The 12,848-nt window shown below is 66.3% G+C and carries 15 protein-coding genes; 7 read left to right on the top strand and 8 right to left on the bottom strand.

The window, feature by feature from the left end:
• Nucleotides 1-5 precede the first annotated feature (5 nt).
• Nucleotides 6-827 (top strand): 3-methyl-2-oxobutanoate hydroxymethyltransferase, encoded by an 822-nt coding sequence (gene panB, locus HNQ08_RS11845; protein ID WP_184132016.1) that lies wholly within the window; start codon nt 6-8, stop codon nt 825-827.
• Between the two features lie 92 nt (nt 828-919).
• Here the strand turns inward: panB and sat are convergent, their stop codons facing one another.
• The 5 genes from sat to HNQ08_RS11820 form a co-directional block, all read right to left on the bottom strand.
• On the bottom strand, nt 920-2,080 hold the full coding sequence (sat, locus tag HNQ08_RS11840) for a sulfate adenylyltransferase (protein WP_184132014.1): 1,161 nt from the start codon (nt 2,078-2,080) through the stop codon (nt 920-922).
• A gap of 64 nt (nt 2,081-2,144) precedes the next feature.
• Complete coding sequence (locus HNQ08_RS11835) at nt 2,145-2,870, bottom strand: phosphoadenylyl-sulfate reductase (protein ID WP_184132012.1); 726 nt, start codon at nt 2,868-2,870, stop codon at nt 2,145-2,147.
• A complete protein-coding gene (gene cysC / locus HNQ08_RS11830) occupies nt 2,867-3,421 on the bottom strand; it encodes an adenylyl-sulfate kinase (RefSeq protein ID WP_184132010.1) in 555 nt (184 codons plus the stop codon). The genes HNQ08_RS11835 and cysC overlap by 4 nt, the downstream gene beginning before the upstream one ends.
• Complete coding sequence (locus HNQ08_RS11825; RefSeq protein ID WP_184132008.1) at nt 3,418-4,986, bottom strand: nitrite/sulfite reductase; 1,569 nt, start codon at nt 4,984-4,986, stop codon at nt 3,418-3,420. Before HNQ08_RS11825 ends, cysC begins: the two co-directional genes overlap by 4 nt.
• A 37-nt stretch (nt 4,987-5,023) precedes the next feature.
• Nucleotides 5,024-5,485, bottom strand: coding sequence for a DUF4395 domain-containing protein (locus HNQ08_RS11820; RefSeq protein WP_184132006.1), 462 nt, complete (start codon nt 5,483-5,485; stop codon nt 5,024-5,026).
• A 250-nt stretch (nt 5,486-5,735) separates the two neighbouring features.
• Here HNQ08_RS11820 and HNQ08_RS11815 point away from each other — a divergent pair, with 250 nt between their 5' ends.
• From HNQ08_RS11815 to HNQ08_RS11805, 3 genes are all read left to right on the top strand, one after another.
• Nucleotides 5,736-6,272, top strand: a complete 537-nt coding sequence (locus HNQ08_RS11815) for a phosphoribosyltransferase family protein (RefSeq protein WP_184132004.1) — start codon at nt 5,736-5,738, stop codon at nt 6,270-6,272.
• Between the two features lie 43 nt (nt 6,273-6,315).
• Nucleotides 6,316-6,864 carry a phosphoribosyltransferase family protein gene (locus tag HNQ08_RS11810; protein WP_184132002.1) on the top strand — a complete coding sequence of 183 codons (549 nt, stop codon included), beginning with the start codon at nt 6,316-6,318 and terminating at the stop codon, nt 6,862-6,864.
• A 65-nt stretch (nt 6,865-6,929) separates the two neighbouring features.
• Complete coding sequence (locus HNQ08_RS11805; protein WP_184132000.1) at nt 6,930-7,565, top strand: DedA family protein; 636 nt, start codon at nt 6,930-6,932, stop codon at nt 7,563-7,565.
• Between the two features lie 17 nt (nt 7,566-7,582).
• Here the strand turns inward: HNQ08_RS11805 and HNQ08_RS11800 are convergent, their stop codons facing one another.
• From HNQ08_RS11800 to HNQ08_RS11790, 3 genes are all read right to left on the bottom strand, one after another.
• Nucleotides 7,583-8,077: a hypothetical protein gene (locus HNQ08_RS11800; protein ID WP_229789912.1), complete on the bottom strand. Its 495-nt coding sequence runs from the start codon at nt 8,075-8,077 to the stop codon at nt 7,583-7,585.
• A gap of 101 nt (nt 8,078-8,178) precedes the next feature.
• Nucleotides 8,179-9,510 carry a 2-oxoglutarate dehydrogenase complex dihydrolipoyllysine-residue succinyltransferase gene (gene odhB / locus HNQ08_RS11795; RefSeq protein ID WP_184131997.1) on the bottom strand — a complete coding sequence of 444 codons (1,332 nt, stop codon included), beginning with the start codon at nt 9,508-9,510 and terminating at the stop codon, nt 8,179-8,181.
• 78 nt (nt 9,511-9,588) lie between these two features.
• The gene (locus HNQ08_RS11790; protein ID WP_229789914.1) at nt 9,589-10,071 is read right to left on the bottom strand and encodes a DUF1801 domain-containing protein; all 483 of its coding nucleotides are present in this window, start codon (nt 10,069-10,071) and stop codon (nt 9,589-9,591) included.
• Between the two features lie 73 nt (nt 10,072-10,144).
• Between HNQ08_RS11790 and menC the strand changes: the two genes are divergently transcribed.
• From menC to HNQ08_RS11775, 3 genes are all read left to right on the top strand, one after another.
• Nucleotides 10,145-11,254: an o-succinylbenzoate synthase gene (gene menC, locus HNQ08_RS11785; protein WP_184131994.1), complete on the top strand. Its 1,110-nt coding sequence runs from the start codon at nt 10,145-10,147 to the stop codon at nt 11,252-11,254.
• Nucleotides 11,255-11,319: 65 nt separating this feature from the next.
• Nucleotides 11,320-12,081, top strand: coding sequence for an acyl-CoA acyltransferase (locus HNQ08_RS11780; RefSeq protein WP_184132467.1), 762 nt, complete (start codon nt 11,320-11,322; stop codon nt 12,079-12,081).
• Nucleotides 12,082-12,160: 79 nt separating this feature from the next.
• A complete protein-coding gene (locus tag HNQ08_RS11775; RefSeq protein ID WP_184131991.1) occupies nt 12,161-12,706 on the top strand; it encodes a single-stranded DNA-binding protein in 546 nt (181 codons plus the stop codon).
• Nucleotides 12,707-12,848 lie beyond the last annotated feature (142 nt).

Raw genomic sequence — 12,848 nt, 5'->3', positions numbered from 1 at the left:
CCCCTATGAAGCGTAGTCTTCCCGAACTTCAGCACTCAGCCCTGCCGCTGGTGATGGTCACCGCCTACGACTATCCGGGTGGCCGCCACGCCGAGGCCGCCGGGGTGGACCTGATCCTGGTGGGCGATTCCCTGGGCAACGTGGTGCTGGGCTACGACTCCACTGCGCCAGTCACGCTGGCCGACATGATTCACCATGCCCGCGCGGTGCGCCGGGGTGCGCCGGACACGTTCATGGTGGTGGATCTGCCCTTCGGCACGTATCACACGGGGGTGCAGGACGCCATGCGAAACGCCGTGCGTGTCATCCAGGAGACGGGGGCGGATGCCATCAAGATGGAGGGGGCCTCGCCCGAGATCCTGAGCGTGGTGCAGACCTTGACCCGCAACGGCATTCCGGTGATGGGTCATGTGGGTCTGATGCCCCAGACCGCTACCGCGCAGGGCGGCCTGAAGGTGCAGGGCAAGGACGACGCCAGCGCCCGTGCCACCCTGGAGGGCGCGCACGGGCTGGAGGCGGCAGGCGCGTTCGCCCTGGTGCTGGAGGTTATTCCCGCCCGCCTCGCCAGACTGATCAGTGAGAGGCTGACCATCCCCACCATCGGCATCGGCGCGGGCGTGGGTTGCGACGGGCAGGTGCTGGTCACGCATGACCTGCTGGGCGTCTACGAGGGCGAGGAAAAGAAGATTGCCAAGCGCTACGCCGAGGTGGGCCAGATTTCCCGCGAGGCCATCGCGCGTTACGCCGCCGAGGTGCGCGCCCGCGAGTTCCCCACCAGAGACAACAGCTTCGTGATGAAGGACGAGGTACTGGACAAGCTGTACTGAATGGAGCAGCGCTCAGAAAGGCCCACCGTGCAGCGTTCGTACGGTGGGCCTTTTCGCGTTTTTTCTGAACTCCACGGGGCTGCTGGAGTGGGTCAATTCCCGGACGCCCGATACGCCCGCCGCAGCACCTCGGCCACTTCCGGACGGCTGAATTCGGGGGGGAGATTCTCGCCTGCCCGCAGCTTCTCGCGGACCCTGGTGCCGCTCAGGACCAAGTGGTGCGCCGCGCCGTGGGGGCAGGTTCGGGGGCTGACCAGCTGGGCGCAGGACTGGCAGTAGAAGGTGTGCTCGAACTTCAGGATGCGGATGCCTAGCTCCTCGGCGGTAAAGGCGCCGAATATCTCTTGAGCGTCGTAGGTGCCGTAATAGCTGCCCACGCCCGCATGATCGCGTCCGACGATGAAATGGGTGGCTCCGTAGTTGCGCCTCGACAGCGCGTGTGTGATCGCCTCGCGGGGCCCGGCGTAGCGCATGGCTGCGGGGTACACGCTCAGGAGGGTGCGGGCCTGGGGGTAATAACGCTCCAGCAGCACCTCGTAGGCTTCCACACGCACGTCCGCAGGGACGTCGTCCCCCTTGGTGGTGCCCACCAGCGGGTGCAGCAGCAGACCGTCCACGAGTTCCAGCGCCACCTTATGCAGGTACTCGTGGGCCCGGTGGATCGGGTTGCGGGTCTGGAAGGCCACCGTGGTCTGCCAGCCACGCGCCTCGATCACGGCGCGGACCTCGGCGGGCGTGCGGTGGTGCTGGGGGAAGGCCCCGCGCGGCACCTCGAACAGCGTGACCGGCCCGGCCAGATTGATCTCGCCCTGGGCGTACAGCGCCGCCACACCGGGGTGGGCCACCTCCTCGGTGCGGTAGACCTCGAGGGCCTCCCACTGTTTACGGGCCTCGAACTGCTCCTGCACGTCGATCAGACCCACGCCCACGCCATCACGGGTGAGCACGACGCGGCCCCGCAGGTCACGGGCCTCGGCGCGCCCCACCGGCAGCGTGATGGGCAGGCTCCAGGGGGTGCCGTCGGCCAGGCGAAGATGCTCGATCACGCTCAGGTAATCGGCCTCGCCCAGAAAGCCGGTCAGCGGCGAGTACGCCCCCGTCGCCAGCAGTTCCAGATCGGCGGCGCTACGTTCGGACAGTTCCAGGCGGGGAAGACCCCGCAGGTCAGCCTCGGCCACGCGGTTCACCTGATGGATCAAGGTCCCGCCCAGCGGGGTGGGTAGGGTGGTCACGGGAAGGGGCAGGGTGGGCATGCAAGTTCTCCAGGACAGTATAGAAAGTGGATGAAAAGACTCAACTATTGGTCAATAAAAAAGATCACAGCTTGCCGTCACCGGCCCACAAACCGCATTCTGTCTTGCCCCGCCCCGCCCAGCGCCCGGCGCGGGCGTCCTCACCAGGGCGCACAGCGCGGGTGCAGGTCCAGCAGCCCACCGAAAGAAAACCGTCGGCGTACAGCGGATTGACCGGCAGATCATGGGCAGTGGCGTAGGCCTCGAGCTCCTGGCGCGTCCACTCGGCCAGTGGATTAATCTTGATGCGTGCGCCGCCTTCCTCGACAAACGGAATCTGGGCGCGGGTGACGGCCTGATCGCGGCTGCGGGCATTGAGGAGGGCGGATGGGTTCCTGCGGCTTAGATACTCCTGGAGTGGGGCCACCTTGCGGGCCGCGCAGCAGGCATCCGGATCTGCCGCGTACAGCTCCGGCGGCGTGCGGCCATCGTCCGGCGACGCCCCCGCGTTCAGCGTCACGAATTCCAGTTGCGGGTAGCGGGCCGCCAGCCGGTCACGGGTTTGCAGGGTCTCAGGGAAGTGGTAGCCCGTATCCACGAACACCACCTGCCCCCGATAGCCCGCCCGCACCGCCAGATCAATCAGCACGATTCCATTCAGGTTGAACGCACTGGGCATCAGCAGATCGGGGTGGGTCCCAATGGCCCAGGTCAGCAGGTGATCGGTCTGCTGTGTCCTGGATTCGCGCTCGTCCTGTGGGTGGGGCAGGGGCGGCAGGTGATCCGCACCCAATCTCGCGCCCGCCGTCATCCTTCTCCCAGCGCCCGTAGCAGCGCCTGCACCCCATCTTGCACGCTGATCTGATCCGTTCGCAGGTGCAGGTCCGGTGTCTGCGGGGCCTCATATGGATCGCTGACCCCCGTGAAGTGTTGAATCTCACCGGCGATGGCCTTGAGGTACAGACCCTTGACGTCCCTGGTCGTGACGACGTCCAGCGGCGCATCCACGAAGACTTCTAGGGTATCCGGCAGGGCGCTCAGCACCTCGCGGCGGGTGTCGGCGTAGGGGCTGATGGCGCTGACCAGCACGGTCACGCCGTGTCTGGCAAGCAGCCCCGCGACAAAGGCGATGCGGCGGACGTTGGTGTCACGGTCCTCGCGCGAAAAGCCCAGGCCCTTGCTCAGGTTCTCGCGCACGGCGTCGCCGTCCAGCAGCTCCACCGCGACGCCGCGCGTGGCGAGTTCCGTATGCAGGGCGGCGGCCAGCGTGCTCTTGCCCGCCCCACTGAGGCCGGTGAACCACACGACGCGGCCTGTCCCCACGTCCTGAGTGCGGGGCGGGCGTTCCAGCGTGGCGCTCATGCGCCCACCAGTTCCCGTTCGGCTTCCTCCCCAGCCAGCACCACGTCCGGCAGGAAGCGATCATTGCCCATGCGGTCCGCGTATTCCACGAAGCTCTCGCCCTCGGTCTTGTGCGCCTTGAAATCGCTCAGCACCCGGTCGGTGTACTCGGTCAGCCGGGTGGCCGGCACGATTCCCTTGAGTTTGCTGCCCGTCCGCTGGGCCTGCCCGATGCTGCCCGCCAGGTGGACGTTGTAGACCTCTTCCTCACCCCGCAGAGCGCCCATGAAGCCCAGATCGGCCACCTGATAGCGCGTGCAGGCGTTCGAGCAGCCGGTCAGGTTGATCACGAACGGCACGTCAATGTCACTGTGCAGCGGTTCCAGGGTGTCGATCATGCCGGCCACCCGCGCCTTGGTCTCGGTCTGGGCCAGACGGCAAAACTGCGTGCCAGTGCAGGCGATGGTGGTGCCGCGCAGTGTCGCCTTCGGGGCGAGGTCAAGCTTTTGCAGCTCGGCCACCAGCGCGTCCACGTCCTCGGTGCGCACGTGCGGGATCATCATGTTCTGAAAGGCGGTGGTCCGGACCATGCCCTGGCCGTAGCGCTCGGCCAGATCGGCCAGCGCGCGCGCCTTGGCGGGGTCGATCCGTCCGACGGTGGTGGTCAGCACCACGTAATTCAGGCCGTCATGCTGCGGATTGACGCCCAGCACATCGCTGCCGCCGAAGCGGGCCACCGGGGCCGAGGGACCGTCGCGCAGGGGGCGGCCCAGGTACTCGGTCTCCACGATTTCCCGGAACCGATCCACCCCCAGATCCTTGATCAGGTACTTCAGGCGGGCTTTCTTGCGGTTGATGCGGTACCCATGATCGCGGTATGCCCCGGCAATCGCGCGCCCCACTTCCACCACTTCGTCCGGGCGAATAAAGACGCCCAGGCGTTTGGACAGGTGCGCCACCGCGCCCAGGCCGCCGCCCACCCACACGTCGAAGCCCACTTCCCCGTTTACCCGGTGGGCCAGGAACCCGATGTCGTTGACCAGATGGATGCCTTCCAGCTCGGGGGTGGCTGTCAGGCTGATCTTGAACTTGCGGGGCAGATCCTGGAAATCATTGTTGCCGCTCAAGGTGCCTTCCATCGCCAGGGCAATCGGGCGCACGTCGATCACCTCGCGGGCATCCAGCCCGGCCAGCGGCGAGGCGATCACGGCGCGCACGGTGTCGCCGCAGGCTCCACGGGTGTGCAGGCCCACGGTGTCCAGCCGGTCCAGAATCGCCGGAATGTCCTGAATGCGCAGCCAGTGGAACTGGAAGGCCTGCCGGTCCGTCACGTCCAGCAACCCGCGTCCGTAGTCCTCGGCGATCCCCGCGATCACGCGCAGGGCGGCGCTGCTCAGCTCGGCGGTGGGCACCTTGACGCGCATCATCAGGAAGCCGTCCTCGGCGGGGCGTTGCGGGTACACCCCGGCCCACTTCAATAGGTCGATCTTTTCTGGGTCAATCGCTCCGGCAGCGGCGTACTGCGGAATCAGGTCGAAGATCTGGAAGGGCGGCAGTTCTTTTTTCAGGGTTTCGATGTCGGACATAGCTAAGGAACCTCATGATTGGGGGAAGATGGAAGATTCAGCGGCTCAGGACGGCATGACGCAGGCGGCGATACTGGAAGTACAGCAGACAACCCACACAGATCTTCTGGCTCAGGTTCAGGCCCGCCAGGGCGATGACCAGCAGCCCCAGCCCCAGGCCCAGCAGCGGCAACCCGGCCAGCACGCTCACGCTGGAAGCGATCAGGAACACGCCACCCACGCCCTGCGCAAAGTGGTGGGCGCGGGGATCTTCAGCGACGACTTCAGGCCTCAGGCCCAGCCGCCGCCCGAACATTCGGTAAGCCGCCCGCAGCGGCGAGAGCTCCGGGCGCAGGGCGCCCAGCAGCATCACCGCGCCCAGCAGTAGGGTCAGGACACTCACACCGGACACCAGCGCCAGCACGGTGACCCCGATCACCGTGTACTGGTTGAACTTCAGCGCGCTCAGATCGGTCTGGGCAGGGCCGGAAGTGCTGCGGAGGGGAGGCGAGGTAATCATCGACCAGAAAGGTAATCTTTTATTGATGACAAAACAAGTCATTTATTCCCAATGAACTAGACGGGATGAGGGTTGGGGCTGGCCACTGAGTCCGCCTGTTCTGAATATCGGCGGTCGGCCCCTCTGACCCTCAACTGCCCGCCTCCCCTTCGAGGGATTGGTTTCCTCCTGCCGTCCTCAGGTGAAGGCACCCGCTCCCGCGTCTTTTCGCAGACGCCTGCACCCCGCTGTGGGCATTACACTCGGACCCGTGAAGACGCACACCGTACAGGTCGGGGACGTGACCCGTGAACTGCCCATCGTGGAGGTCGCTCCAGGCGTGAATGTGGCGCTGTTCAATATGCTGGGCGACACCGAGGTCACCGAAGCCGCTGGCAAGGCGCTGGCCCGGCTGCTGCCCGCAGACATTGACGTGCTGGTGACCCCCGAGGTCAAGGCACTGTCGCTGGCGCACGTCATCAGCCGCGAGTCCGGCAAGCCGTACATCGTGATCCGCAAGACGCAGAAGCCCTACATGGTGGAACCGGTGGCGCGTGAGGTGATCAGCATCACCACCGGCATTCCGCAGTTGCTGGTGCTCGACGGTTTCGATGTGTCCAAGGTCCGAAACCGCAAGGTGGCCATCGTAGACGACGTGGTCTCCAGCGGCGGCACCCTGCACTCCTTGCGGCAGATCATTGACGAGGTAGGCGGCGAGGTGGCCGCCGTACTGGCGGTCTTCACCGAGGGTGAGGAGCGCGAGGAGGTTACGGCGCTGGGCCACCTGCCCCTGTTTCCGGGGGCCTGATTCCTGGCCCTGCCCGGACGCTGCGGCGGGCTAAGCTGGGCCCATGACCCAGGCCAATCAGGAAGTGACCGTGAAGATCGGCGGCGTGACGAGGACCCTGCCCAGCGCGCGGGTGGGCAGCATGGGACGCGTGCCGCTGGTGGAGTTCATCGGGGACAGCGAGTTCACCAAGGCGGTGGCCAGTGAGATGTTGGTCATGATCCCGGACGGCACCGAGGTGCTGCTGACGGTGGTGACCAACGCCCTGCCGCTGGCCCACGAACTCAGCCACCAGAGCGGCCTGCCATACGAGTGCGTCCGCAAGAAGCGGCGCCCGTACATGCAGGACCCGATCATCCAGGACGCACCCAGCATGACCCTGGGTGTGGCCGAGACTTTCTGGCTGGACAGCCCGCATGCCGCCCGCCTGAAGGGAAAGCGGGTGGCCATCGTGCAGGACGTGATCTCCAGCGGCGGCACTGCCCAGACGCTGGCGCGCATCGTCGAACGCTCGGGCGGCACGGTCAGCGGCTATCTGGCCGCCTTCCGCCAGGGCGAGAGCGCCCTGAGCCTGCCCTTCAAGTACCTGGAAAAGCTGCCCGCCCGCATTTGAGCCCCCGCGCACCTTGACTTTTGGCTGACGTCCCGCTCACCCGCAGCCATTAGCCTGAGCGGCAGATGGTGGACTGGATTCAAAACCTGATGGACAGCCTGGGCTACCTGGGCATCGTGCTGCTAATGGTCCTGGAGAACGTGTTTCCGCCGATTCCTAGCGAGCTGATTCTGCCCTCGGCAGGTTTCGCGGCGTCACGCGGTGACCTCAGCTTTGTGGGCGTGGTGCTGGCGGGAACGCTGGGCAGCGTCGTGGGCACCCTGCCGCTGTACTTCATCGGGCGCGTGTTCAGCGAGGAGCGGGTGGTGGCCTGGGCCGACAAGCATGGCAAGTGGCTGGCCCTGAGCGGCGACGACATCCGCAAGGCCGACGACTGGTTTGACCGCCATGGCCCGAAGGCGGTGCTCTTCGGGCGGATGGTGCCGGGCATTCGTAGCCTGCTGAGCCTGCCGGCAGGCATGAGCGGTATGCCGCTGCCCACCTTCTTGCTGTACAGCGCCATCGGCTCGGCGCTGTGGGCCAGCGTGCTGACCGGCGCGGGGTACCTGCTGGGGGACCATTACGACAAGGTGGGTGAGTACATCGGCCCGGCCTCCACCGTGATCGTCGTCGGTCTGGTGGTGGCCGCTGCCGTCTGGATCCTGGGGCGGCGGCACAGGGCCGCAACTCAGCGTGAGGACCGCAACAGCGGTCAGAACTAAGCCGGGCAAGGATGCGGCTACCTCGCCGCGGTCAAGGCTACATCCTCCCGCCATAAACAGAGCGCGCTGACCGCAAGGATGGCCGCCAATAGCAGCGGCACGTCCCCCAGATCCATACGGAAGTCGGTCCCGTTGGTGTATCCACCGAAGCGCCCGCGGACCTCGCCCGCGTAGTGGCGCAGCGTGAGGTCCAAGCCGTCGGTAAAGCGTCCGTAGCGGCCCGTGGCCCCGTCCGGGGTAAAGGCCATGCGAACGTCCGGGCCGTCCACACCGCCCAGATGCAGGTGCAGTTCCCCGGCCAGCACCTCGGCGCGCAGGTCAAATCCGCGCGTGAAGCCCCCCACCCGGCCAGCCAGACCGTCCGCCGTCAGGCCCACCACGATGTTCTGTCCTGCCGTGAAGCTGCCGATCCGCCCGCTCAGGTGCTGGCCGTCCCAACTCGCCTGAAGATCGAGGCCCTCGCTGATACTGCCCAGGCGTCCGCGTAGCATTGTTTCCGGCATGACCGTCATGGGGCAAGTTTAGGGGTGCGGCCCTTTCAGCAGCCTGACGAACCCGGCAAAGAGCGGCGGCCTCCCCTTCTTCACAAGGGAGGCCGCCACTCAGGACCGGTTTACAGCTCCAGCAACATGCGCGCCGGGTCTTCCAGCAGGTTCTTGATCATGACCAGGAACTGCACGGCTTCCTTGCCGTCGATGATGCGGTGGTCATACGACAGCGCCAGGTACATCATCGGCGCGATCACCACCTGACCATTCTGGGCGATGGGCCGCTCGATGATGTTGTGCATGCCCAGGATGGCGCTCTGCGGGGCATTGATGATCGGGGTGCTCATCATGCTGCCAAAAGTGCCGCCGTTGGTGATCGAGAACGTGCCGCCGCTCATGTCCTCCATGGTCAGCTTGCCGCTGCGGGCCTTCGCGGCAAAGCCTGCAATTTCTTTCTCAATCGTTGCCAGGCTCATGCCATCGGTGTCGCGCAGGATCGGCACGACCAGACCGCGCTCGCTGGCCACCGCGATGCCGATGTCGTAGAAGCCGTGATAGATGATGTCCTTGCCGTCAATGCTGGCATTGACCAGCGGGAAGGCTTTCAGCGCCTCGGTGGCGGCGCGCACGAACAGGCTCATGAAGCCCAGCTTGACGCCGTGCTTGGCGACGAACTGGTCCTGGTACTTCTTGCGCAGGTCCATGCTGGGCTGCATGTTGACCTCGTTGAAGGTGGTCAGCAGCGCCGCCGTGTTCTGCACTTCCTTGAGGCGCTCGGCGATTCGGGCGCGGATCCGGGTCATGGGCACGCGCTGCTCGGCCCTGGGGCCGCTGGGAGCCTGGGCCGCTGGAGCTGGGGTAGCTGGCGCCGGGGTGGCCTTCGCCGTCTCCTGGGTGGGCTGAAGGCCTGCGGGGGCCGCCGCCGACTGAGGCCCCTGATAGGTGCCGCCGCCCTGTGCAGCCACCACCGCGTCCTGCTTGGTGATGTTGCCGCGCGGGCCGGTGGCCGGAATCTGCGAGGCGTCCAGATTGTTCTCGGTCACCACCTTGCGGACGGCGGGGGAGAGGTCCTCACGCCGCTGCGTTCCCTGGGCCGCGGGCTGAGTGCCGGTGCTGTCGGGGTGGACGGCGGTGCCGCCCGCGCTCTGCTCGTCGGGAATCGGGCCGCTCGTCTCTTCCTCAGTCGCTTTCGTGGCAGAAGCCTGGGCAGCGGGTGCGCTCCCGGCGTCGCCCATCACCCCCAGCACCTCCTCGCTGAGCACCGTGTCGCCCTCGTTCCTGGCAATGCTCTGCAGCACGCCGTCGGCCTGCGCCGTGACCTCCAGCACCACCTTGTCGGTCTCGATCTCGGCCAGTACGTCGCCGCGCTTGACCGCCTCGCCAGGTTGCTTGTGCCAGGTCAGCAGCGTACCCTCGCTGACCGATTCGGAAAAAACAGGAACTTTGATGTCCGCCATAGTGCTGCTAGTTATACCGCGTCTGCGCAAGTGACCGTCCGGCGGCTGTGACTGATGTGGGGACGGTAGGCGGGATGTTCAGGTACGTTTTGCTTTTCTCGCGCCGTTGAACCTCACCGCCTGCTGAATGAGCGCCCTGAAGGCGGCTTCGTCCGGTAGCTCGCCCTCGTGGATGTCAATGGCACGGCGCGTCTTGCCCTCCAGGCTGGCATTGAACAGCCCGTCCGGATCGTCCAGGGAGGCGCCCTGCGCGAAGGTCAGCTTGACGGCTTTCCGGTACGTTTCGCCGGTACACAGGACGCCGTCATGCTCCCAGACTGGCGTGCCGCCCCACTTCCAGGTCTCGGTCACTCCCGGGTCCGCTTCGTGGATCAGCTGCCGCATTCTGCCCAGGGTCGCGCCGCGCCAGTCGCCGAGCTGCGCGATTTTCTCCGAGATGAGTTCTGACGCCGACTGGTCTGCGCTCACGTCTGCCTTGCCCATATTTCTCCCTCGGAGGCTGAGCACCCGCTCTGGCGTGCCCTGACAGACGCGTTGAAAGACCGCCCGAATCCGGTTCACCGTCCCGCCTCGCTGGCCTCACCTTTGCCTGTTTTCGGGCCTATTCTAGACCTCAGCCCCCATACTGTGTGCCATGCTGCGAATAGAAGCCGCCGAGATCATGATCGTTCGCCTGCCGCTGAAGTTCCGCTTCGAGACCAGTTTCGGCGTTCAGACGGCCCGCACCGTGCCGCTGCTGGTGCTCCACGGCGAAGGCTTGCAGGGCGTTTCCGAGGGCACCATGGAAGTGGCCCCCATGTACCGTGAGGAAACGCTGGCGGGAGCGATGGATCTGCTGCGCGGGGTGTTCCTACCGCGCATCCTGGGTAAGACCTTTGCCAATCCGGAGGAACTGAACGACGCCCTGGGGGCCTTCCGGGGCAATCGGATGGCCCGCGCCATGGTGGAGATGGCCGCCTGGGACCTGTGGGCACGAATGCTGAATGTGCCGCTGGGCACGCTGCTGGGCGGGCGCAAGACCGAGGTGGAGGTGGGCGTCAGCCTGGGCATTCAGCCGGACGAGACCGCCACGGTGGACGCCGTGCGCCGCCATGTCGAACAGGGCTACCGCCGCATCAAACTGAAGATCAAGCCCGGCTGGGATGAGGTCCCGGTGCGTGCCACCCGCGAGGCATTTCCCGATATTCGCCTGACGGTGGACGCCAACAGCGCCTACACGCTGGCCGACTCGGTGCGGCTCAAAGCCCTGGACCAGTACCACATGACCTATATCGAGCAGCCGCTGGCCTGGGATGACCTGATTGACCACGCCACGCTCCAGAGCCGTCTCCAGACCCCGCTGTGCCTGGACGAGAGCATCGCCAGCGCGGCGGACGCCCGCAAGGCGCTGGCGACCCACGCGGGCGGCGTGATCAACCTGAAAGTGGCCCGCGTGGGCGGTCTGGCGGAAGCCCGGCGCGTCCATGACGTGGCGCAGGCCTTCGGCGCTCCGGTGTGGTGCGGCGGCATGCTCGAGGGGGGTGTGGGCCGGGCACACAACATCCATCTGTCCACCCTGCCCAATTTCACGTTGCCGGGCGACACCTCCAGCGCCAGCCGTTACTGGGAGACCGACATCATCAACGAGCCGTTGGAGGCGGTAGACGGTCTGATGCCGGTGCCACAGGGGCCGGGCATCGGTGTGACCCTCAACCGCGACTTTATCGAGAGCGTGGCCGAGCTGACGGAGGAACACCGCCCTTGAGAGAGGCCCCCGCCTCGCTCCCGCTGCGGCCCTACGTGATCCGCGACGTGACCGACCCGTGGGCCATGCGTGGGCTGGAAGGCGTACAGGTGGACGCCTGGGGCTACCCGGACCGCGAGGTGCTGCCCAGCAGCATGTTCCGCATCAGCTCGGTGTGCGGCGGTGTGGTATTGGGAGCCTACCCGGCGGATGCGCCATCAGAGGGGTCATCCGCCGCGCCGGCGCTTCCCTTTGGGCTGGCGTTCGGCTTTCCGGCGCTCCGGGACGGACAGCTGTGGCACCACTCGCACCTGCTGGCGGTTCATCCCGACTGGCGCGGCAGCGGACTGGCGGTGGCCCTCAAGTATGCCCAGCGTGAGCGGGTGCTGGCGCAGGGCATCACGCGCATGACCTGGACCTTCGATCCATTGATCGCCCGCAACGCGCGCCTGAACCTGGGCAAGCTGGGCGCACGGGCCATCAGCTACCACCCGGACTGGTACGCGCTGGGCGACGATCCAGCCACCGCCTTTCCCGCAGACCGGTTGATGATCGAGTGGGACCTGTCACAGCCCCGCGCCGCTCACCCGCCGCCCGCTCCCGACGGTGAGGTGGTCCTGGCCGCCCTGCCGGAGGGGGAGGAGCCGGACGCGCCGAGGTTAGGGCTGGACAGCCCGCAGGTGCTGGCCGAGGTGCCCCGCAAGGCAGAACTGATGAACGAGCCTCTGCGCCTGGGCTGGCGACTGGCGCTGCGCGAGGTGCTGGGCGAATATCTGGGGCGCGGGTATGTCGTGACGGATCTGGCCGCCGACGGCGAGCAGGTGTACTACGTGCTGACACGAGAATGAGGGGAGCCCGTCCAGCCTCAGCCACCATTGACACGCATGGGGTCAACTTGTGTTATGTTATTTACGTAAGGAGGTCCAAGTGTTACATATAGAATTCGTCACCGATCTGGGCGCGCACGTCACCGTGGATGTGGAGAGCGCCGACAAGTTGCTGGACGTGCAGCGTCAGTATGGCCGTCTGGGCTGGACCAGCGGCAATGTGCCAACTGGGGGCTACCAGTTCCCTCTGGACAATGAGCAGGATTTCGACTGGTCCCTGATCGGGGCCAGAAAGTGGACCAACCCCGAGGGCGAGGAGATGGTCATGCACCGGGGGCTGGCCTACCGCCGCCGGGAACTGGAAGCCGTGGACAGCCGCAAGATGAAGCTGCCCGCCGCCGTCAAGTACAGCCGGGGCGCGCGCGGCACCGATCCCGAACACGTTCGTGAGAAGGCCGACGGTGAGTTTGAGTACGTAACGTTGGCGATCTTCCGGGGCGGCAAGCGGCAGGACCGTTACGCTGTGCCGGGTGGCCGCGCGGCCCCTGCGCCCCAGCAAGCGGCCCGCCCCGCCCCGTCCCGTCCTCAACCGGTGGCGGCCCGTGCCGCCCCGGTGGCTGTGGAGGAAGAAGAAACACCGTTCTGAGCTGCGCAGGTGCGTCCTGGGCCCCCTGATCGTGGAATCCCCCTGAAAGGGACCGCGATCAGGGGGCCCAGTTTGATGTGCGAGGGCCGCAAAACCAGAGGAGCAAAACCATTCGCGCCGGCACGTTGAACGCTCCTGGCTG

Source organism: Deinococcus humi (genome assembly GCF_014201875.1).
Taxonomy (GTDB): Bacteria; Deinococcota; Deinococci; order Deinococcales; family Deinococcaceae; genus Deinococcus; species Deinococcus humi.
The sequence above is the reverse complement of the archived record's forward strand: the minus strand, read 5'-3'. Positions and strand labels throughout refer to the sequence as shown.